The 19,696-nt window shown below is 69.1% G+C and carries 16 protein-coding genes; 8 read left to right on the forward strand and 8 right to left on the reverse strand.

The genetic code is table 11. The features are described 5' to 3' along the window. Positions 1 to 3: 3 nt before the first annotated feature. The 6 genes from QM699_RS08625 (at position 4) to QM699_RS08650 (ending at position 5,491) form a co-directional block, all read left to right on the forward strand. Positions 4 to 951: an ABC transporter substrate-binding protein gene (locus QM699_RS08625; RefSeq protein WP_415010745.1), complete on the forward strand. Its 948-nt coding sequence runs from the start codon at positions 4 to 6 to the stop codon at positions 949 to 951. Continuing rightward, positions 948 to 1,646 (forward strand): thiaminase II, encoded by a 699-nt coding sequence (gene tenA / locus QM699_RS08630; RefSeq protein ID WP_415010746.1) that lies wholly within the window; start codon positions 948 to 950, stop codon positions 1,644 to 1,646. The genes QM699_RS08625 and tenA overlap by 4 nt, the downstream gene beginning before the upstream one ends. Then, positions 1,643 to 2,395, forward strand: coding sequence for an ABC transporter ATP-binding protein (locus QM699_RS08635; protein ID WP_415010747.1), 753 nt, complete (start codon positions 1,643 to 1,645; stop codon positions 2,393 to 2,395). Before tenA ends, QM699_RS08635 begins: the two co-directional genes overlap by 4 nt. After that, complete coding sequence (locus tag QM699_RS08640; protein ID WP_415010748.1) at positions 2,392 to 3,126, forward strand: ABC transporter permease; 735 nt, start codon at positions 2,392 to 2,394, stop codon at positions 3,124 to 3,126. The genes QM699_RS08635 and QM699_RS08640 overlap by 4 nt, the downstream gene beginning before the upstream one ends. Positions 3,127 to 3,633: 507 nt before the next feature. Next, positions 3,634 to 4,383 (forward strand): LuxR C-terminal-related transcriptional regulator, encoded by a 750-nt coding sequence (locus QM699_RS08645; RefSeq protein ID WP_415012718.1) that lies wholly within the window; start codon positions 3,634 to 3,636, stop codon positions 4,381 to 4,383. A 136-nt stretch (positions 4,384 to 4,519) separates the two neighbouring features. Beyond that, positions 4,520 to 5,491 carry a UDP-glucuronic acid decarboxylase family protein gene (locus QM699_RS08650; protein ID WP_415010749.1) on the forward strand — a complete coding sequence of 324 codons (972 nt, stop codon included), beginning with the start codon at positions 4,520 to 4,522 and terminating at the stop codon, positions 5,489 to 5,491. Between the two features lie 30 nt (positions 5,492 to 5,521). On the opposite strand, the gene QM699_RS08655 is transcribed toward QM699_RS08650, so the two are convergent. Continuing rightward, positions 5,522 to 6,904: a M20/M25/M40 family metallo-hydrolase gene (locus QM699_RS08655; protein ID WP_415010750.1), complete on the reverse strand. Its 1,383-nt coding sequence runs from the start codon at positions 6,902 to 6,904 to the stop codon at positions 5,522 to 5,524. A 29-nt stretch (positions 6,905 to 6,933) separates the two neighbouring features. Then, on the reverse strand, positions 6,934 to 8,439 hold the full coding sequence (locus QM699_RS08660; protein ID WP_415010751.1) for an AbgT family transporter: 1,506 nt from the start codon (positions 8,437 to 8,439) through the stop codon (positions 6,934 to 6,936). Positions 8,440 to 8,643: 204 nt separating this feature from the next. Here QM699_RS08660 and QM699_RS08665 point away from each other — a divergent pair, with 204 nt between their 5' ends. Further along, complete coding sequence (locus tag QM699_RS08665; protein WP_415010752.1) at positions 8,644 to 10,449, forward strand: SLC13 family permease; 1,806 nt, start codon at positions 8,644 to 8,646, stop codon at positions 10,447 to 10,449. Positions 10,450 to 10,530: 81 nt separating this feature from the next. Here the strand turns inward: QM699_RS08665 and QM699_RS08670 are convergent, their stop codons facing one another. From QM699_RS08670 to dapD, 3 genes are all read right to left on the reverse strand, one after another. Further along, positions 10,531 to 11,250 (reverse strand): peptidase, encoded by a 720-nt coding sequence (locus QM699_RS08670; RefSeq protein WP_415010753.1) that lies wholly within the window; start codon positions 11,248 to 11,250, stop codon positions 10,531 to 10,533. 132 nt (positions 11,251 to 11,382) lie between these two features. After that, positions 11,383 to 11,730: a hypothetical protein gene (locus tag QM699_RS08675; protein ID WP_415010754.1), complete on the reverse strand. Its 348-nt coding sequence runs from the start codon at positions 11,728 to 11,730 to the stop codon at positions 11,383 to 11,385. After that, positions 11,711 to 12,580, reverse strand: a complete 870-nt coding sequence (dapD, locus tag QM699_RS08680) for a 2,3,4,5-tetrahydropyridine-2,6-dicarboxylate N-succinyltransferase (protein WP_415010755.1) — start codon at positions 12,578 to 12,580, stop codon at positions 11,711 to 11,713. The genes QM699_RS08675 and dapD overlap by 20 nt, the downstream gene beginning before the upstream one ends. A 124-nt stretch (positions 12,581 to 12,704) precedes the next feature. Here dapD and QM699_RS08685 point away from each other — a divergent pair, with 124 nt between their 5' ends. Continuing rightward, positions 12,705 to 13,520 carry an LOG family protein gene (locus QM699_RS08685; RefSeq protein ID WP_415010756.1) on the forward strand — a complete coding sequence of 272 codons (816 nt, stop codon included), beginning with the start codon at positions 12,705 to 12,707 and terminating at the stop codon, positions 13,518 to 13,520. 220 nt (positions 13,521 to 13,740) lie between these two features. On the opposite strand, the gene QM699_RS08690 is transcribed toward QM699_RS08685, so the two are convergent. The 3 genes from QM699_RS08690 to QM699_RS08700 form a co-directional block, all read right to left on the reverse strand. Next, complete coding sequence (locus QM699_RS08690; RefSeq protein ID WP_415010757.1) at positions 13,741 to 15,462, reverse strand: hypothetical protein; 1,722 nt, start codon at positions 15,460 to 15,462, stop codon at positions 13,741 to 13,743. Between the two features lie 224 nt (positions 15,463 to 15,686). After that, complete coding sequence (locus QM699_RS08695; protein WP_415010758.1) at positions 15,687 to 17,084, reverse strand: sigma-54-dependent transcriptional regulator; 1,398 nt, start codon at positions 17,082 to 17,084, stop codon at positions 15,687 to 15,689. After that, the gene (locus tag QM699_RS08700) at positions 17,084 to 19,369 is read right to left on the reverse strand and encodes an ATP-binding protein (protein ID WP_415010759.1); all 2,286 of its coding nucleotides are present in this window, start codon (positions 19,367 to 19,369) and stop codon (positions 17,084 to 17,086) included. Before QM699_RS08700 ends, QM699_RS08695 begins: the two co-directional genes overlap by 1 nt. Positions 19,370 to 19,696: the final 327 nt, after the last annotated feature.

A 19,696-nucleotide genomic window follows, 5' to 3' on the forward strand; every position in this document is an offset into this window, starting at 1 on the left:
CTCATGAAACTCGCTGCACTCCTTCTCGGCCTCTGCCTCGCCGTCCAGCCGGCGCTGGCAGCGGACAAGCTCACGCTTCTCCTCGACTGGTTCGTGAACCCGGACCATGGCCCGATCGTGATCGCGCAGGAAAAGGGATACTTCGCCGAGCAGGGGCTCGACGTCGACATCGTGGCGCCGGCCGATCCCTCCGATCCGCCGAAGATGGTGGCGGCCGGGCGCGCCGATCTTGGCATCACCTACCAGCCGCAGCTGCACCTGCAGGTCGCCGAGGGACTGCCGCTCAAGCGGGTGGGCACGCTGGTCGCGACGCCGCTCAACTGCCTGCTGGTGAAGGACGACGGGCCGATCCATTCGATCGCCGACCTGAAGGGCCGCAAGATCGGCTATTCCGTCGCCGGGGTCGAGGAAGCGGTGGTCGGCGCGATCCTGAAGCAGGCGGGCCTGACCCTCGACGACGTGGAAATGGTGAACGTCAACTTCTCGCTCTCGCCGGCGCTGATGGCCGGGCAGGTCGACGCGGTGATCGGCGCCTATCGCAACTTCGAGCTGAACCAGATGGCGATCGAGGGCGTGCCCGGCCGCTGCTTCTATGTCGAGGAGGCGGGGCTTCCGAGCTATGACGAGCTGATCTACGTGGCAAACCGCGACACGATGGACCGCGGCAAGATCGCCCGCTTCCTCGCCGCGACCGAGAAGGCGACGGAGTTCATCGTCAACCACCCGAGCGAGAGCTGGGACATCTTCAAGGCCACCTCGCCCGAGCTGGACGACGAGCTGAACAAGCGCGCCTGGGTCGACACCATCCCGCGCTTCGCCCCGAGCCCCGCGGGGCTTGATGCCGGACGCTACGCCCGCTTCGAGACGTTCCTGCACGACGCGGGGCTGATCGACTCGGTGCGCCCGGTCAGCGAGCTGGCGATCGACGTCGGCGCCGGGAACGCGGAATGACCCCGGATCCGGGCTACGGCCGCGTCTTCGCGCTCTGGCGCGCGGCCGCGGGACCGGCGTGGGAAAGCTATACCCGGCACGCCTTCGTCGCCGGCCTCGGCGACGGCTCGCTGCCGCGGGCGGCGTTCCTGCACTACCTGCGCCAGGACCATGTCTTTCTTTTCCACTTCGCCCGCGCCTGGGCGCTGGCGGCGGCGAAGGCCGAGACGCTCGGCGAGATGCGCCTCGCGGCGGCGACGGTCGCGGGGCTGGCCGAGGGCGAGATGGGGCTGCACGTCGCGCTCTGCGCCCGGGAGGGCATCGACAAGGCCGCACTCCTCGCCACCGAGGAGGCGCCGGCCAATCTCGCCTATACCCGCTACGTGCTGGAGGCGGGGTATTCCGGCGATTTTCTCGAGCTGCTGGCGGCCTTGGCGCCCTGCGTGCTCGGCTACGGCGAGATCGGCGCGCGGCTCGGGCGCGAGGCCGGCGCCACGCCCTATCGCGAGTGGATCGACACGTATGCGGGCGGCGCCTACCAGGCGATCTGCCGCGACGTCGGTGCGCTGATCGACGGGGCGGTGGAGCGCCGGCTCGGGCCCGGGTTCGCCGCGGTTCCGCGCGCCGGGCGGCTGGCGGAGCGGTTCCTGACCGCGACGCGGCTCGAGGCCGGTTTCTGGGACATGGGGCTCGCCGCGGGACCTCGCGCCGCATGACGGCGCCGTCGGTTCTTCTGTCGGGCAAGGCGACGGTCGACGGCGCCGTGCTGTTCGGGCCGCTCGACGTGGAGCTGGCGGCCGGGCAATGGACCTGCCTGCTCGGGCCGTCGGGCGTGGGCAAGTCCACGGTGCTGCGGCTGATCGCCGGCCTGCCGACGGGGGTGCGCTTCGAGGGCGCCATCGCCGCCGACGACGGCGTGCCGCTGGCCGGGCGGGTGGGATACATGGCGCAGAGCGACCTGCTGCTGCCGTGGCTCGACGTGCGCGGCAACGTGCTGCTCGGGGCGCGGCTGCGGCGCGAGGCGCCGGACGTGGCCCGGGCGGAGGCTCTGGTGGCGCGCGTCGGCCTCGCGGCGCGGGCCGGGCGGCGGCCGCGCACCCTGTCGGGGGGCGAGCGGCAGCGGGCGGCACTGGCGCGCACGCTGATGGAGGACCGCCCCGTCGTGCTGCTCGACGAGCCGTTCTCGGCGCTCGACGCCGGCACCCGCGCGGCGATGCAGGAGACCGCGGCCGAGCTGCTGGCCGGGCGGACGGTGCTGCTCGTGACCCATGACCCGGGCGAGGCCGCGCGGCTCGGCCACCGCATCCTGGTGATGACGGCGACCGGCGTCACCGTGGCCGATCCGCCCGCCGCGCCGGCGACCGACGCGCGGAAGGATGGCACGCCGCCGATCCGGGCCCATGACGATCCCGGCACCCTCGCCTGCCAGGCGCGGCTGCTGACGCTGCTCAGGCGGACGGCGTGAGGCTGCTGTGGGCGGCGGCCGCCACGCTGCTGATGCTCGGGCTCTGGCAGGCGGTGGTGAGCCTCGCCGGCCTGCCGCCGTTCATCCTGCCCGGGCCGGGACGGGTGGCCGCGGCGCTCTGGACCAACCGGGCGCTGATCGCATCGAATGCCGGCGTGACGATGATCGAGGTGATGATCGGGCTCGTCGCGGGCACGGTTGTCGGCGCCGCCGTCGCGATCGGCCTCGCGGCCTCGACAACGGCACGGTCGCTGCTGCAACCGATCCTGGTGTTCTCGCAGGCGGTGCCGGTGTTCGCGCTGGCGCCGATCCTGACGCTCTGGCTCGGCTACGGCATTGCCTCGAAGGTGGTGATGGCCGTGCTCATCATCTTCTTCCCGGTAGCCTCGTCGTTCCTCGACGGCCTGCTCGCCACGCCGCCGGGCTATCTCGATCTCGCACGCTGCATGGGGGCACGGCCGGGGGCAGCACTCTGGCGAATCCGGGTGCCGGCCGCATTGCCGTCGCTCGCCTCCGGATTGCGACTCGCCGCGGTCTACGCACCGATCGGCGCGGTGATCGGGGAATGGGTCGGCGCCTCACGCGGGCTCGGCTACCTCATGCTGCTGGCGAACGGGCGAGCCAAGGTCGACCTGATGTTTGCCGCGCTGCTGGTGCTCGCAGCCTTCACGATCGCTCTTCACGCCGTGATTGATAGATTAGCCACCAAGGCGCAATCCGCAGCCAGTTAGACTGCAATTTTACTTAAATCGCCTCGCAGAGCGCAAAGCGCCTGAGCATTCTGCAAATAGCGAGGACCAGACCTGGCCGGATGGAACCGCCGCGGGTCACAGCATCGGCATTTCGACGATGAGTCGCGCAAACGGATGATATCGAGCGACAAATCCCTGTCCAAACAGTCGTAAACCTAGCCGAAAGGATGAGGCTGGTCACACCGGGTGATGCTCGACGGGCGACTATACCGCCCTTCGGACAGGGGCTCCCAGCCATCGGCGCAGCGCGGCCATTGACCGGCACGCCCCTGATTTGGCTCAAAAATCAGGCACGATCTAGACAATGCGCCACATCTGGGAACCCCTCTCAACTATTGGAAGAACCGGGCATTAAGTTTTACCAGCGAATTAGTTTGCCGACGAGGTGCCGCATGGTAATGTGCCACCGGGGATTGGATGGTTGCGGCGTGGTCCCAGACTTCGACGCCTCCTCCGAACGATGGGGAAGAGTAAACAGTGAATATCATGAAGGGTGACGGCTATATTGCCGAGTCGATTGCTCACGGCCACCTGCAATCCACCAATGCCATCCGAAACATCAAGCGTCCGGGCCGTTTTGTCGAAACGCTCGTGCTGATTGATCGGCGCACACTCGAACGCGAATGCTTCGTACGCAGCATCGAGATGTCGCATCCGCGCGTCTCGGTCGCCGGCTTCGGCAGCGTCGACGAGTGGCGCGAAGGCGTCGTCGGCATGGGTGAGCCGTCGGCGATCCTGTTCAACATCGGCAGCCGTGAGGTTTCAAACCCCGCCGTCGCCGAAGAGCTGCGCAGCGTGCTCGACGGCGTGCGCCCGGTTCCCGTGATCGTGGTCGCCGAGTCCGAGGAACTGCGCGACATGATCGCGGCGATCGACTGCGGCGCCCGTGGCTACATTCCCGCGAGCATCGGCTTCGAATTCATCGTCGAGGCCATGCGCCTGACCGCGGCGGGCGGCATGTTCCTGCCGTCGGCCAGCGTGCTGTCGCTGCGCGACGCGATCCGGCCGAAGGCCGAGACCGCGCCGGGCCTCGACAAACAGTTCACCTCGCGCCAGCTCGACGTGGTCAACGCGCTGCGCCGCGGCAAGGCGAACAAGATCATCGCGTTCGAACTCGACATGTCCGAGAGCACCGTCAAGGTGCACATCCGGAACATCATGAAGAAGCTGAAGGCCACCAACCGCACGGAAGCCGCCTTCAAGCTGAATTCGATCTTCGGTTCCGACGAGAACTGAAGCCACCCGACGCCACCCGACACCCGCAGGGTCTCCGCCACGTGCGGGGCCGGCGGGGGCTCGTGACGTTTCGTCCTGCCCAGTACCATTGTGAGTGTGAAGATGAGCCAGAACTCTGGTTTCCAAGCGCATCCTCGTGACCGGGGGCGCCGGCTTTCTCGGCAGCCACCTGTGCGAGCGGCTGGTCGCCGAAGGCAACGACGTTCTCTGCGTCGACAACTACTTTACCGGCCGCCGGTCGAACGTCGCGCACCTGATGGACGCGCCGAATTTCGACCTGATCCGGCACGACGTCACCTTCCCGCTGTATGTCGAGGTCGACGAGATCTACAATCTCGCCTGCCCGGCGAGCCCGGTGCACTACCAGTTCGACCCGGTGCAGACGACCAAGACCAGCGTGCACGGCGCGATCAACATGCTCGGCCTCGCCAAGCGGACGCGCGCCAAGATCTTCCAGGCGTCGACCTCGGAAGTCTACGGCGATCCGAGCCAGCATCCGCAGACGGAAGAGTACTGGGGCAACGTCAACCCGGTGGGGCCGCGCTCGTGCTACGACGAAGGCAAGCGCTGCGCCGAAACGCTGTTCTTCGACTATCGCCGGCAGCACGGCCTGAAGATCAAGGTCGCGCGGATCTTCAACACCTATGGCCCGCGGATGCACCCGAACGACGGCCGCGTGGTCTCGAACTTCATCGTGCAGGCGCTGAAGGGCGAGCCGATCACCATCTATGGCGACGGCAGCCAGACCCGCAGCTTCTGCTACGTCGACGACCTGATCGAGGGCTTCGTGCGGCTGATGGCGACGCCGGACGACGTGACCGGGCCGATCAACATCGGCAACCCGGGCGAGTTCACCATCCGCCAGCTGGCCGAGACGGTGATCGACATGGTTGGCTCGCGCTCGCAGATCGTGTCGCTGCCTCTGCCGGAGAACGACCCGAAGCAGCGCCGGCCCGACATCACCAAGGCGGGTGAGGTTCTGGGCTGGCGGCCGACCGTCGACCTGAAGATCGGCCTGAAGCGGACGATCAACTATTTCGACGCCCTGCTCGCCAGCGCGAAGTCCAACGACGAAACCCGCGACCTGTTCCTGCGCGCCGGGGAGTGATCCGGACGGGCGCGGGATCGGTCCCGCGCCCTACCCCGCCAGCGCTGCGAGGATCCGCGCCCAGGAGCGGATGCCCTTGTGGAAGCTGGTCAGCTCGTACTTCTCGTTCGGGCTGTGGATGCGGTCATCGGCGAGGCCGAAGCCGACCATCACCACGTCGACGCCGAGCTTCTGCTTGATGAGCGTCGTCACCGGGATCGAGCCGCCACCGCCGACGAAGGCCGCGTCCTTGCCCCATTCGGCGGTCAGCGCGCCCTGCGTCTTCTGGAACACCGGCCCGGACGTGTCGAACGCCACCGCGGTGCCCGAGCCATGCTGGTGGAACTCCACCGTGCAGTCGGCCGGGATGCGCGCCCGCACATGCGCCCGGAAGGCGTCGCGGACCTTGTGCGGGTCCTGGTCGAACACCAGCCGGAACGACACCTTGGCGTGCGCCTCCGCCGGGATCACGGTCTTGAAGCCCGCCCCCTGATAGCCGCCGCCCATGCCGTTCACCTCGGCCGTCGGCCGCGACCACGTCTGCTCCAGCACCGAGCGCCCCGTCTCGCCCGCCGGCACCGACAGGCCGACCTCACCAAGGAAGGCGTCCGCGTCGAAGTCGAGCTTCGCCCAGCTGTCCCGCAGCGCCGCCGGCAGCTCCGGCACGCCGTCATAGAAGCCCGCGAGCGTGACCCGACCGTCGGCGTCATGCAGATCGGCGAGGATCTTCGCGAGCACGTGGTTCGGGTTGGCCGCCGCCGAGCCGTAGAAGCCGGAATGCAGATCCCGGTCGGCGGCGCGCACGATGATCTCCTCGCCGCAGAGCCCGCGCAGGCTGGTGGTGATCGCCGGGGTCGCGGCATCCCACATGTTGGTGTCGCAGATCAGCGCCGTGTCGGCGCGCAGCTCCTCGAGATTGGCATCGAGGAAGGGCGGCAGGTTGACGCCCCCCGACTCCTCCTCGCCCTCGAGCAGGACCGTCACCGGGACCGGCAGGGCGCCGGTCACCTTCTTCCAGGCGCGGCACGCCTCGACAAAGGTCATCAGCTGGCCCTTGTCGTCCGCCGTGCCGCGCCCGACCAGCATCCTGGTGCCGTCGGGGCGGGTGACGATCTTGGGCGCGAACGGGTCGTTGTCCCACAGCTCGATCGGATCGACCGGCTGCACGTCATAGTGGCCGTAGAACAGCACGGACGGGCCGTCGCCGGCGCGGTGGTGGCCGACCACCATCGGATGGCCGGCCGTGTCCCGGACGCTGGCATCAAAGCCGATCGCCGCGAGATCGGCCGCATGCCATTCGGCACAGGCGCGGGTCTCGGCCGCGAAGGCCGGATCGGTGGAGATCGACTTCAGCCGCAGCGTCGCGAACAGCCGTTCCAGCGCAGCGTCAAGGTCGGCGTCGATGGTGGCGAGCACCTTGTCGAGATCGGACATTCTGTCCCCCCCAGGATATGCGATGTGAATCAGGCCGGGCCGAGCGGCAGGCCGAGCAGCGCCCAGACCACGAGCAGCGCCGTCCAGAGCACGGTCAGGATCACCGTGTAGGGCAGCATCAACGACACGACGGTGCCGATCCCGGCGTCCTTCTGGTACTTGGCGGCGAAGCCCACCATCACACCGAGGTAGACGTTGAGCGGCGTGATGACGTTCGCCGGCGAGTCACCGACGCGATAGGCGGCAAGCACCATGTTCGGATCACCGCCAAGGCGCATGAACAGCGGGATGAACACCGGCGCGAAGATCGCCCATTTCGCCACCGCCCCGGTGATGAGAAGGTCGAGCAACATGATCACCAGAACGAAGATGATGATGTAGCTCGTCATGCCGAGCGGCACGGTTTCGAGGAAATCGGCGAGGTTGGCCGCCAGCACGGTGGCGATGTTGGTGAAGCTGAAGAACGCCACGAACTGCGCGATGACGAGCAGCAGGAAGATGAGGCCCGCCATGCCGGCGAAGGTCTTCACCACCATGTTGATCGCGGCGGTCAGGTCCTTGATCGTGCCCGAGCCCTTGCCGTAGCAGAAGCCGAGCGTGAAGAAGAGCGCGCTGATCTGCACGATGAGGCCGGACATGAACGGCGAGCCAGAGAGGATCTCGCCGGTCTCCGGGTGGCGCAGCGGCGCGCCGGGCGGCACCAGCAGCAGGCCCACCACCACGACGTAGCCGAGCAGCCCCCAGCCGGTCCAGCGCAGGCCGCGCGACTGCGACGGGGTGAGCGCCGCCTGCGCCTCGACCGGCACCTCGCCCTCATAGGGGCCGAGGTGCGGCTCGATGATCTTGTCGGTGATGATGGTGCAGGCGAGGCCCATCAGGATCGACGAGGCGATCATGAAGTAGAGGTTGCCGACCAGCGTGACCTCGCGGCTGGGATCGACGAGGCGGATCGCGTCGTTGGTCATCTCGGCGAGCAGGCCGTCGGTCGGCGTGACGAAGAGGTTGACGAGGAACACCGCCGCGACGCCGGAGAACGCCGCAGCCAGCCCGGCGAGCGGGTGCCGCCCCAGGCTGTGGAATGCAGCGGCGCCGAGCGGGACGAGAACGAGATAGCCGGCATCGGCGGCGATCGACGAGACGACGCCAAGCATGACGATGATGAAGGTGAAGACCGAGCGGGGCGCGAGCTCCACGACCTTGCGCACCAGCGTGGCGATCAGGCCCGATTCCTCCGCCACGCCGACGCCGACCATGGCGACGATGATGACGCCGACGGCGCCGAAGTTCTGGAAGTTCGGCACGATCGAGGTGAAAAGGAAGCGGATGCCGTCGGCGGAGAGCAGGCTGCGCACCGTGGTGGTCCGGGTGACGACCGAGTGGGTCGCCGGGTCGATCGCCTCGTAGGTGGCCGACCAGCCGAAGAAGGCGAGGACGACCGACAGGAGAATGACGATCCCGATCAGGATAAAGAAGATGACCGCCGGGTGCGGCACCTTGTTTCCCACCCGCTCGATCGTGGCGAGAAACTGGTCCATGACCCCGGATTCGCTGGACGCCCCCGACGGTTTCGTGGCCAACCCGCATCCCTCCAACTTCGCGCCCGAGCGCAAATTTCTGTCTCGACGGAACGCTCTAGCGTCGTTTGCTCGGACGTTAGCCACGCCGCATTGCGTGGGCAAGGCGTTCGTGCAATCTGACACCCTCGGCGCGAGAAACGCGTGTAAAACGGGCGGGCCGGCATGAACGACATCTGGATGATCTTCGCGATCATCGTGGGCGTGATCGTCCTCTTCATCTGGGACCGGCTGCCGGTGATCGCGATCTGCGTCGGCTGCGCGCTGACGCTCTGGGCGACCGGGATCCTGACGCTGCAGCAGAGCCTCGCGGGCTTCGGCGACCCGGCCACGATCTTCGTCGCCTCGCTGTTCGTCGTGAGCGCGGCGCTGGAGAAGACCGGGATCACCGCATGGACCGGCCAGGTGCTGATGACGGGCGCGGGCGACAGTCGCACGCGGCTGATCGCGCTGATGATGCTGATCGTCGGCGTGCTCTCGGCGCTCATCAGCGTCAACGGCGCCGTGGCCTCGCTGCTGCCGGTGATCGTGGTGATGGCCGTGCGGCTGCGCCGGCCGCCGTCGCAGCTGCTGATGCCGCTGGTGTTCGGCGCGCATTCAGGCTCGCTGCTGGCGTTGACCGGCACGCCGGTCAACGTGCTGGTGCTCGAGGCGTCGCAGGAGGCGGGCCAGCGCGGATTCGGCTACTTCGAGTTCGCGTTGGTCGGGATCCCGCTGGTGCTTGGCGGCATCGCCATTGCCGTGTTGCTCGGCGAGCGGCTGCTGCCGGTGCGGGAGGCCAAGGCGCTGCCGCCGGACCTGAGCGGGCACGCGCGGACTCTGGTCGAGCAGTTCGGCCTGAACAACGATGTTCACCTGCTGCGGGTGCGCCCCGAATCGTCGCTGGTCGGCCTGCTGCGGAGCGAGCTGGCGCTGGCCGATTATCCGGGACTGACCCTGCGGACGGTGCGCGCGGCGGGCGACAGCGGCGCGCTGCGGCTGCGCGTCATCGAGCCCGACGACGTGCTGCTGGTCCAGGGACCGGCCGAGGAGATCGCCCGGCTCTGCGCCGATGCGGGCCTCAGCCTGCGTGACGAGCCGGAGGGCGGCCTCGCCGCGACGCTGTTCAACCGTGGCTCGGGCCTTGCGGAGGTGATCGTGCCGCCGCGCTCCGCGCTGATCGGCCAGCGGATGTTTCCCGGGATGGTGACGCCGAGCGGCGACCTCGTGGTGCTGGCCGTGAGCCGGCAGGGGCTCGACCTCACCGGCAACCGGCCGATCGCTGCCGGCGACACCATGCTGCTGCAAGGCACGTGGGACGCGCTCGACAAGCATCTGTCGCCGCCCGAGGTGCTGGTGGTGAATTCGCCGGACCTCGTGCGCCGGCAGGCGCTGCCGATGGGCCCGGGCGCGCGGGCAGCCATCGGGGTGATCGCCGCCATGGTGGTGCTGCTCGCGACGGGCGCCGTCCCGGCGGCGGCGGCCGGCCTGCTGGCGGCGGGCGCGATCCTGCTGCTCGGCGTCCTGTCGGTGCAGGAGCTCTATCGGGCGATCAACTGGACGACGGTGATCCTCGTCGGCGCGATGATGCCGCTCTCGACGGCGATCACCGCGACAGGCGCCGCCAATCTGCTGGCGGACGGCCTGATCTCGACGGTCGGCGGCTTCGGGCCGCGGGCGCTCGTCGCCGGGCTCTTCCTACTGACCGGCATCCTCGGTCAGGTGATCTCGAACACCGCGACCGCGCTCATCATCATCCCGATCTCGGTGGTCGCGGCGCAGGACATGGGCGTCTCGCCGCAGCCGGTGCTGATGGCGGTGGCGGTCGCGGCCGCCGCGTCGTTCCTGACGCCGGTGGCGACGCCCACCAACCTGATGGTGATGGAGCCCGGCGGCTATCGCTTCGGCGACTACTGGAAGCTCGGCCTGCCGATGATGCTGCTCTACTTCGTCGCCGCCGTCTGGCTGGTGCCGCTGATCTGGAGCTTCTGACGCGCCCTTGCCGAAAATACTCCCGCCGGAGGCTCCCGGACCGTGCAACCGGCGGGACGCCTCTGGCGGGGGCGGGGCGCCCTACCCCGGCAGCGCCTGGAAGCCGTCGCGGAGGGCCTTGCTCCACGCCTGCGACATGGCGTTGAACGTCGGGTCGCCGGCCTCGACCCGCTCGCGGGTCGAGATGCGGTATTCGCCCCGCCGGATGGTGAGCAGGTCGAGCGGCATCCCGACCGACAGGTTGGAGCGCAGCGTCGAGTCCATCGAGATCAGCACCGCCTTGCGCCCGTCCTCGATCGAGGTCTCGGGCGTCACCACCCGATCGAGGATCGGCTTGCCATACTTGTGCTCGCCGATCTGCAGATAGGGCGTGTCGTCGGTCGCCTCGATGAAGTTGCCCTCCTGATAGATCAGGAACAGCCGCAGCTGGCCGCCGAGCCGCTGGCCCGCGACCAGCATCGACGCACCGGCGGAATACTTCGTCCGCTCCATGCGCTCGTTCACCTCGACATGGACGTCGTTCAGCGTGCGCCCGACGATCTCGGCCACGTCGAGCATCGAGGGGGCGCGCATGATCGAGTTCTCAGGGTCGTCCCGGGCGATCGACTGGCGCAGCTTGGCAATCACCGTCTGCGTGACCGACAGGTTGCCCGCGGTCATGATCGCGATCACCCGCTCGCCCGATGCCTCGAACACGAACATCTTGCGATAGCAGGCGATGTTGTCGAACCCGGCATTGGTGCGCGTGTCCGAGAGCATGACGATCCCGGACTCGAGCAGGACTCCGACGCAATAGGTCATTTTCCGCCGCGCTCCACCTGTTCAGACAACGCTTTCAACTTGTTATCTCTCTTCCTCTGGCCCCGCGGCGGCGACGGTCCTAGCACGGGCCGCGGCGGGATGACATCGGAACCGCCCCCGGAGACCGCGGGCCTACTGTGGCGACCCGTCGCCGTAGGTCGGCGTCAGCTCGGCGACGATGACCGCGTTCTCCCGCCGGCATCGCTCGATCAGGCCGCGCTCCTCCTCGCCGACCTCGCCGTCGGCCTCGCGCTCGGCCAGCGAGCCGTAGCCGGTGACGTCGAGCGGGCGAAGTTCGGCGGCGCGGAGCACGTTCACCGTCTCGCGAACCGCCTCAGCCTCGTCGCAGCCGGTGGCGTAGCACAGCAGCTCCGCCCCGGTGGCGTCCGCCGGCAACTCGTCGTTCGGCCATCGGCCGACCACGACGAGCAGGGTGAAGACCTCGGTCTCGCGGGACGCGTCAGTCGCGGAGCAGTTCATTGATGCTGGTCTTCGATCGCGTGCGCTCGTCCACCCGCTTGACGATGACCGCACAGTAAAGGCTCGGGCCAGGCTGGCCGTCCGGGAACGGCTTGCCCGGCAGGCTGCCCGCCACGACGACGGAATAGGGCGGCACCTCGCCATAGAAGATGTCGCCGGTCGCCCGGTCGACGATCTTGGTCGACTGGCCGATGAAGACGCCCATGCCGAGGACCGAGCCCTCGCGCACGATGCAGCCCTCGACCACCTCGGAGCGGGCACCGATGAAGCAGTTGTCCTCGATGATCGTCGGCCCGGCCTGCAGCGGCTCGAGCACGCCGCCGATGCCGACGCCGCCCGACAGGTGGACGTTGCGACCGATCTGGGCGCACGAGCCGACGGTGGCCCAGGTGTCGACCATCGTCCCCTCGCCGACGTAGGCGCCGAGGTTGACGAACGAGGGCATCAGCACCGCGCCCGGCGCGATGAAGGCCGAGCGGCGGACGACGCAGGTCGGCACGGCGCGGAAACCCGCGGCGCGCCAGTCGTGCTCGGACCAACCCTTGAACTTGGAATCGACCTTGTCCCACCAGCCGCCGCCCTGCGGGCCGCCGGACTGCGCCGCCATGTCCCGCAGGCGGAAGCCGAGGAGCACGGCCTTCTTCGCCCACTGGTTGACCTTCCAGAGGCCATCCGGCTGGCGCTCCGCGACGCGGAGCGCGCCTTTGTCCAGCGCCTCGAGCGTGGTCTCGATCGCCGCACGCACCTCGCCGCCGGTCGCGGGCGTGATGCCGTCGCGGGCCTCCCAGGCGGCTTCGACGGCGCGTTCGAGGCTGGCGTGATCCAGGGCGGCAGGCGCGAGGGTCGTCATGGGTCGAGCACTCCGGGAGGCGTTCAGGCGGTGTTCAGACGGATCGAGTTCAGTCTGGCGGGGGTCCGACCGACGCTATAGACGGGCGCCGGACCCGAGGCAATGCGCCGAGAGGAGGATGGACATGAGCCAACCGAGCGAGCCGCCACGCCGCTTTCCCGACGCGCGCGAAGACCTCGCCCGCTGGGACCGGACGCCGGACACGCCGCAGACCCTGTCGCCGAGCTATCGTCTGGCCTGGAACGACGGCGATTTCCTGACCCGCGAGGCGCTGCGCCCGGTCCGGCTGCAACTCGAGCTGCTGAAGCCCGAGATGGCGCTGGCCGAGCGCGGCATCACCTCGACGGTGGTGATGTTCGGCAGCGCCCGCATCCCCGATCCAGCCGCCCCGGGGCCGGCACGGCCGGCGAGCGGGCTGTCGCGGTGGTACGACGAGGCGCGGGAGTTCGCCCGGCTCTGCACCCGCAAGGCGCTGTCGACGGACAATCGGGACTATGTGGTCTGCACCGGCGGCGGCCCGGGCATCATGGAGGCGGGCAGCCGCGGCGCCCACGACGAGGGCGGCGTCTCGGTCAGCCTCAACATCGTGCTGCCGCACGAGCAGAGCCCGAACCTCTACGGCACGCCGGACCTGTCGTTCAACTTCCACTACTTCGCCATACGGAAGATGCACTTCCTGATGCGGGCGCGGGCGATCGCGGCGTTTCCCGGCGGCTTCGGCACGCTCGACGAGCTGTTCGAGGTGGTGACGCTGGTGCAGACCGGCCGGATGAAGCGGCTGCCGATCCTGCTGTTCGGCGATGACTTCTGGCACAAGGTCATCGACTGGCAGGCGCTGGTCGAGGCCGGCACGGTGGCGCCGGCCGACCTCGGGCTGGTGACGCACGTCGCGACCGCGGCGGAGGCGTGGAAGGTGGTGGAGAGCTGGCAGGGCGTGTGACGGACGCGCCCCGCGGGCCGGCGCCTCGACGCCGGCCCCGGTTCTCAGGCGACGCGGTTGTAGCGCAGGAGGATCTCGTAGCGGCTGTCCTCCTCGGAACTGACGTACTCGCGCAGCTCGTGGTACTGGTTCGGCAGCTTCTCGACCGGCGAGATGTTCACCTGGATGTCCGCCTGCGTGCGCGCCGTGGTGGCCGCCGGCAGCGGCAGGTTGACGTTGGTCAGGGCCGCCAGAATCCGGCCGGGTCAGGCCGATCGCATCGACGATGATCGGATCGGCCGGTGCCCACGCCGCGACGAAGATCACCACGGCCAGCACCAGCGCCGCGGCGATCGCGAGCAGGATCGGATGCGCGAGCGCGAGGAGCAGCAGATCCTTCAGCCCGAGCGCCAGCGCCCCGGCCGCGCCGGCGGCAAAGACGGCGGTCGCGGCGATCTTCAGGTAGTGCCAGAAGGCATCGCTGAAGCTGTTGATCTGGTCGCGGTAGGCGGCTTCGCTGTCGATCTCGAAGCCCATCACCGACAGCACGACGCCGTCGATCGGCGCGCTGTTGGCAAAGAGAACCGCGTCCATCGCCCGCATCTCGCCGGAATCGAGATCGTCGAACTCCGGCGAGTTCGAAGGCCTGCTCGTCGCCGAGGACGAGCCCGGTGTCCGAGAGCGTCACCGGATAGGCCCGCACCCGCACGCGCACCTCGTCAGACCCGAAGAAAGCGGGCGAGGTCTCCTCGCGGGCCACGAGTTTCTCGCTTGCGATGGTGTAGAGCGCGCCGGCCGGCGGCACGACGGCGATGAACTCCTGGTTCGACACCAGCGGATCGCCGAGGTTCGGGAAGCCCGAGACGTTCGGCTCGACCACCTGGATGCCATAGACGCCCGCAGGCAGGTCATCAGGCACCTTGAAGGTGATCTGGTCATGCACCCGGCAGTCGCGGATCGTTACGACCTGACCGTCGATCACCTCGGACAGCGGCGTGTCGAGATCGCCGTAGACGAAGGCGTCGACCTCGCGCACCAGAGTGAGCGGCGGCCGCGCTTCGAGTCGCACCTTGGCATCGGTGCTGATGAAGTTCACGCCCTTCAGCACCACCGACCCGCCCGCCTCCACGTCCGGCACACGCAGGCACGCGCCGTCCGCGAGCGACTGGCCCGGACAGTTGCCGGACTGGGTCTGGCAGGAGGCCTGCGTCACACCGTTGACGACGACCAGCGTGCAGGCCTGCTGGAACTCGGTCGGCAGGTAGTCTCCCGGGGTCAGCGGCGGGATGAAATTGACGGTCCGCAGGTCGTTGACGCTGCAGATGCGGAGCTGGACGTCGAAATTCTCCTCGCCGGGCGGCACGTCGAAGAAGCGGTTCTGCCCGGGACGCTCCACCGCGTCGGGATCGTCGAACTGTGCGTCCCTTCCCCGGCGGCCGATCTCGACGCCGAGCGCGGTGGCGAGCGTCAGAGCGTCGAGAGGGCCGCTGCCCGCGAGGATGCCCGGGTCGAGCAGCCGGTTGCGGTCGGCGGTGGGCAGGGCCCGGATCGAGGCATCAGCGCAGCGGAGCAGGCCGCGCATGTCCTCGGGCATCGCCCGAAACAGCGCGAACGCCTCCGCCTCGAACGGGTTGCCGGGCGTTTCGCCGGCGAGGTAGCGCCGGGCGTGGCGGAAGAAGCCGGCGGCGAGCGCCGAGGGCACCTTGCTCGACGCGAGGATCGCATCGCGCTTCGTGCGCGCCGACTGCTTTGGCTTGGCGCCGAGCGTCAGCGGCAGGCACTGGCCGGGCGCGATCGGGTCGCACGATCGCGGCGGGCATTCGGGCGCGGGACTGCCGCCATCGCCCTTGCCCGCAGGGGTGCAGGCGTAGACGTTGACGTCTCCTTTCGCCTCGATGTGGATGTCGACCGAGCAGCAGCACGCGTCGGCGCGCCCGGATAGGCTTTCGTCGGCCTTGGTCATGGCGGATGCTCCCAAGGAGGCAAGGCCGCACGTGCGCGCGCTCGCCCCGGACAAATCTGGAGATCGGCATTTCGGCCGGCTGAAATGCAGCCGGCTCGGCCATGGAGTATGCGCCCCGCCCGTCACCGAGGCAATGGCCAGCGGCGGCGTGTCGCAGGGCTGCCCGCGCGGGGAGCCGCGCGCGGGCGGTGTCAGGCCCCGCCGATGCGACCCGAAGCCCGCCCTCAGGCGTGGGCCTCCGCCTCCTCGGTGCGGTCGTTGCGGCCGGCGGTGATGACGTTCAGCGACTTCAGCTTGCGATGCAGCGCCGAGCGCTCCATGCCGACGAAATTCGCGGTGCGGGAGATGTTGCCGCCGAAGCGGTTGATCTGCGCCACCAGGTACTCCCGCTCGAACATCTCGCGCGCCTCGCGCAGCGCCAGGCCGGCAAAGGCGGCGCCGAGCATGCCGCCCGCGGTGGCACCGTTCGGAGCGGAGTCGAGCACCAGCTCTTCGGGTTCGATCTCGCCCTGATCGGGCCCGAGGATCAGGGCCCGTTCCAGCGTGTTGCGGAGCTGCCGGACGTTGCCGGGCCAGCGCATCGTCTGGAGCTGGGCCTCTGCCTCGGGGGTCAGGCCGCGCTTCGGCAGGCCCTGGGCGCTGCTCAGGTCCTCGAGGAAGCGGGCGGCCAGTTCGGGGATGTCCTCGCGGCGCGCCTCGAGGCCCGGGACGGTGACGGGCACCACGTTCAGGCGGTGGTAGAGCTCGGTGCGGAACCGGCCGGCCTGCACCTCGCGGGCGAGGTCGCGGGTGGTGGCGGAGATGACGCGCACGTCGACGCGCACCATGTTGGCGCCGCCGACCCGCTGAAAGCTCTGGTCGACCAGCACCCGCAGGATCTTCGACTGGGTGCCGAGCGGCATGTCGGCGACCTCGTCGAAGAACAGGACGCCGGTGTGGGCCCGCTCGAAGAGGCCGGGCTCGACGCCGCGGTCGGCGCTCTCGCGGCCGAACAGCACCTCCTCCATCTGGTCGGCGCCGATGGTGGCGGAGTTCACCGTGACGAACGGCCCCTTGGCCCGCTCGGAATTGCGGTGGATGTAGCGCGCCGCCACCTCCTTGCCGGAGCCGGCGGGCCCCGACAGCATGATGCGGCTGTTGGTGCGGGCTACCTTGTCGAGCTGGCCCTTCAGGTGGCGGAAGATCGGGCTTCCGCCCAGCATCACGCTGGTGCCGTTGTCCTTGACCTTGAGCGCGGCGTTCTCGCGGCGCAGGCGCGAGGTCTCGAGCGCGCGGCCGATCACCACCATCAGCTGGTCGATGTTGAACGGCTTCTCGATGAAGTCGTAGGCGCCCTGCTTGATGGCGGCGACGGCGATCTCGATGTTGCCGTGGCCGGAGATGATGACCACCGGGATCGCCGGGTTGTCGCGCTTCACCTTCTTCAGGATGTCGATGCCGTCGAGCCGGCTGTCCTTCAGCCAGATGTCGAGCACGATCAGGTCCGGCGCGGCGCGGTTGATCTCGTTCAGCGCCGTCTCGCTGTCCCAGGCGAGGCGCACGCCGTGGCCCTCGTCGGTCAGGATGTCGCCGATCAGGGTGCGGATGTCGGCCTCGTCGTCGACCACCAGGATGTCGCTCATCACAGGCTCTCCCTCAACTTCTCGGTAATTCTGGTTCTCTCTTCACTCTCGCGGGCGTGTTCCGCCGCGGCCCGGGGCAGCACCATGCGCGCCCAGGCCCCGGGCGGCGCGCCGTCCTCGAACGGGGGCGCGGGCACGAGGTCGAGCGTGCCGTCGTGCTCCTCGACGATCTTCTTCACGATCGGCAGCCCCAGCCCGGTGCCCTTGGCCCGGTGGGTGACGTAGGGCTCGAACAGCCGGGCGGGCTGTTCGGGCAGGCCGATGCCGTTGTCCTGGATGTCGATGCGCAGCTGCCCCGCCTCGGCCATCAGCGACACCCGGATCTCGCCGGCGGCCCCGCCGGGGGTCGCGGCCAGCCGCTCGTCGATCGCCTCGGCGGCGTTCTTCAGCAGGTTGGTGAACGCCTGGTTCATCATCGTGCCGTCGAGATGGGCAAGCACCGCCGGCTCCGGCAGGGCGAGGCGATAGGTCACGTCCGGCCGCGCGGCCTCTTGCAGCAGCACCGCCTCGGACAGCAGCTTGCCGAGGTCGAGCGGACGGCGCTCCGGCGCGGGCATCCGGGCGAACTTGGAGAACTCGTCGACGATGCGCCGCAGGTCGTTGGTCTGGCGCACGATCACGTCGGCATACTGCTCGAGGCCGGCCCGCTCGTCGATCGGCACCATCGGGCCGAACTTGCGGCGCAGGCGCTCGGCCGAGAGCTGGATCGGGGTGAGCGGGTTCTTCACCTCGTGGGCGATGCGCCGCGCCACGTCGCCCCAGGCGGCCATGCGCTGCGCCACCACGAGGTCGGTCACGTCGTCGAAGGACACGACATAGCCCTCGAGGCTGCCGTCGCCGGCGAGGCGCGCGGCGATGCGCACCAGGAGGTCACGCTCCTGTCCGGCGCGGATGAGCTTCACCTCGGCCTGCGCCACGCCGTTGCGCCGCGCGTCGAGCCGGTGCAGCAATTCCGCGAACTCGGGGACGGTGGCCTCGAACGGATCCCCGGCGGACGTCTCCGGGTCGAGGTCGAGCAGGGCGCCCGCGGCCGCGTTCATCACCTCGATGCGGCCGGCGCCGTCGAGGCCGATCACCCCCGCGGTGACGCCCGAGAGCACGGAGTCGAACAGCCGCCGCCGCCGCTCGGTCTCGTCGTTCGCGGCGATCAGCGCGTCGCGCTGGCCCTTCACCTGGCGGGTCATCTCGTTGAAGGTGCGGCCGAGCAGCGCAATCTCGTCGTCGCCCCGCTCCTCGCGCACCTTGACGTCGAGATCGCCCTGCCCGACCCGCTCGGCGGCACCGGCGAGCCGCCCGACCGGCCGCGCCAGCCGCTCGGCGAACCACAGGCCCATCCACATGGCCGCGAGGATCACCACCATGGCAAATCCGAGGTAGACGAGCGCGAACTCGAAGAGCAGCCGGCCGCGGTCGGCCTCGAGCTGCTGGTAGAGCCGCACGGTCTCCTGCGTCTCGTCGAGCAGCGACAGGATCTTCCCGTCGACCTCGCGGCTGACGTAGAGGAAATGGTCCGGGAATGCCGTGAGCTGCAACAGCGCCCAGAACTCGTTGTTTTCCCAGTCCTGGATGATGACCGTCTCGCCGTCCTTGGCGCGGGCCATGTCCTCGGGCGACGGCGGCGTGTACCAGAAGAGATAGCTCCGCTCGCCCCGGGCACGCAGGCCGCCGTCGCCGTCGATGATGTACGCCTTGGGCAGCGCCCGCTGCATCTGCAGCTGGCCGCGGGTCAGCAGGTCCCGGAGCTGGCCGCCGGCGAGCAGCGGGTTGCGCGCCTTCTGCTCGTCGAGAAAGCCGGCAAGCTCCTGCGCGTCGGCCTGCAGCGTGGTGCGATGCTCCTCCTCGTACGCCTGGGCGGCGGCCATCGAGTTCGTCACCACGTCGTGCACCCGGTCGGAGAACCAGCCCTCGAGGCCGAAGTTCAGCGTGACCGTGGCAAAGACCGCGACCAGCACCGTCGGCACCAGCGCGATCAGCGTGAAGAGCCGCACCAGCCGCATGTGCAGCTTCGAGCCCGCCGACTTGCGCCGGCGCGCGGCGATCATCTCGCCGACCCGCTGCGCAACGAAGGTCGCGACCAGGATGGCGTAGACGAAATCCGCCAGCAGGACCGGCCGCAGCATCTTGCCGCCGCCGAGCCACTGCATGTCCGAAAGAACCGCCGTCGTGGCGATGGCCAGCAGCGGGCCGAGCGCCACCATCGTCCAGAACGTCGCCTGACGCAGGTTGTGGCGGTTGCGCCAGCGCGCCAGGCGGAGCCCGGCGTGGGTCAGTTCGTGACTGCGCATTCTTCCGTGACGCTTTTCCGGCTCGACTGTGGCCGTCTTACATCAACTCGGCGCCATGTGTCACCCGAATGTCGCCTCTCGGACTGAAATCCTCGGATTCTCGCCTATTCGTGACCGGCAGAGATAGCGCGCGAGCACCCGGCTTACATTGATCGCTTTCTGGTCCATCACGTCGAGCGCGCCGCCGCGGGAGCCGCTGGGCGCGAACAGAATCCTCGATGCCGGAATAGCCGAGAAACGCCGGCTCCCCCGAAGGGCTTGGCTGCGCAACGTAGAGGAAGGTCTGCCATGCGGCCTGATAGAACGGGCAGTCGGACGCCGGATGTG

The organism is Amaricoccus sp. (assembly GCF_047602525.1).
In the GTDB taxonomy this organism is placed as follows: Bacteria; Pseudomonadota; Alphaproteobacteria; order Rhodobacterales; family Rhodobacteraceae; genus Amaricoccus.

Coding starts and splice junctions, on each gene's coding strand:
- QM699_RS08625 (WP_415010745.1), top strand. CDS start 4: ATGAAACTCGCTGCACTCCTTCTCGGCCTCTGCCTCGCCGTCCAGCCG.
- tenA (WP_415010746.1), top strand. CDS start 948: ATGACCCCGGATCCGGGCTACGGCCGCGTCTTCGCGCTCTGGCGCGCG.
- QM699_RS08635 (WP_415010747.1), top strand. CDS start 1,643: ATGACGGCGCCGTCGGTTCTTCTGTCGGGCAAGGCGACGGTCGACGGC.
- QM699_RS08645 (WP_415012718.1), top strand. CDS start 3,634: ATGAAGGGTGACGGCTATATTGCCGAGTCGATTGCTCACGGCCACCTG.
- QM699_RS08655 (WP_415010750.1), bottom strand. CDS start 6,904: ATGTCCGATCTCGACAAGGTGCTCGCCACCATCGACGCCGACCTTGAC.
- QM699_RS08660 (WP_415010751.1), bottom strand. CDS start 8,439: ATGGACCAGTTTCTCGCCACGATCGAGCGGGTGGGAAACAAGGTGCCG.
- QM699_RS08665 (WP_415010752.1), top strand. CDS start 8,644: ATGAACGACATCTGGATGATCTTCGCGATCATCGTGGGCGTGATCGTC.
- QM699_RS08670 (WP_415010753.1), bottom strand. CDS start 11,250: ATGACCTATTGCGTCGGAGTCCTGCTCGAGTCCGGGATCGTCATGCTC.
- QM699_RS08675 (WP_415010754.1), bottom strand. CDS start 11,730: ATGAACTGCTCCGCGACTGACGCGTCCCGCGAGACCGAGGTCTTCACC.
- dapD (WP_415010755.1), bottom strand. CDS start 12,580: ATGACGACCCTCGCGCCTGCCGCCCTGGATCACGCCAGCCTCGAACGC.
- QM699_RS08685 (WP_415010756.1), top strand. CDS start 12,705: ATGAGCCAACCGAGCGAGCCGCCACGCCGCTTTCCCGACGCGCGCGAA.
- QM699_RS08690 (WP_415010757.1), bottom strand. CDS start 15,462: ATGACCAAGGCCGACGAAAGCCTATCCGGGCGCGCCGACGCGTGCTGC.
- QM699_RS08695 (WP_415010758.1), bottom strand. CDS start 17,084: ATGAGCGACATCCTGGTGGTCGACGACGAGGCCGACATCCGCACCCTG.
- QM699_RS08700 (WP_415010759.1), bottom strand. CDS start 19,369: ATGCGCAGTCACGAACTGACCCACGCCGGGCTCCGCCTGGCGCGCTGG.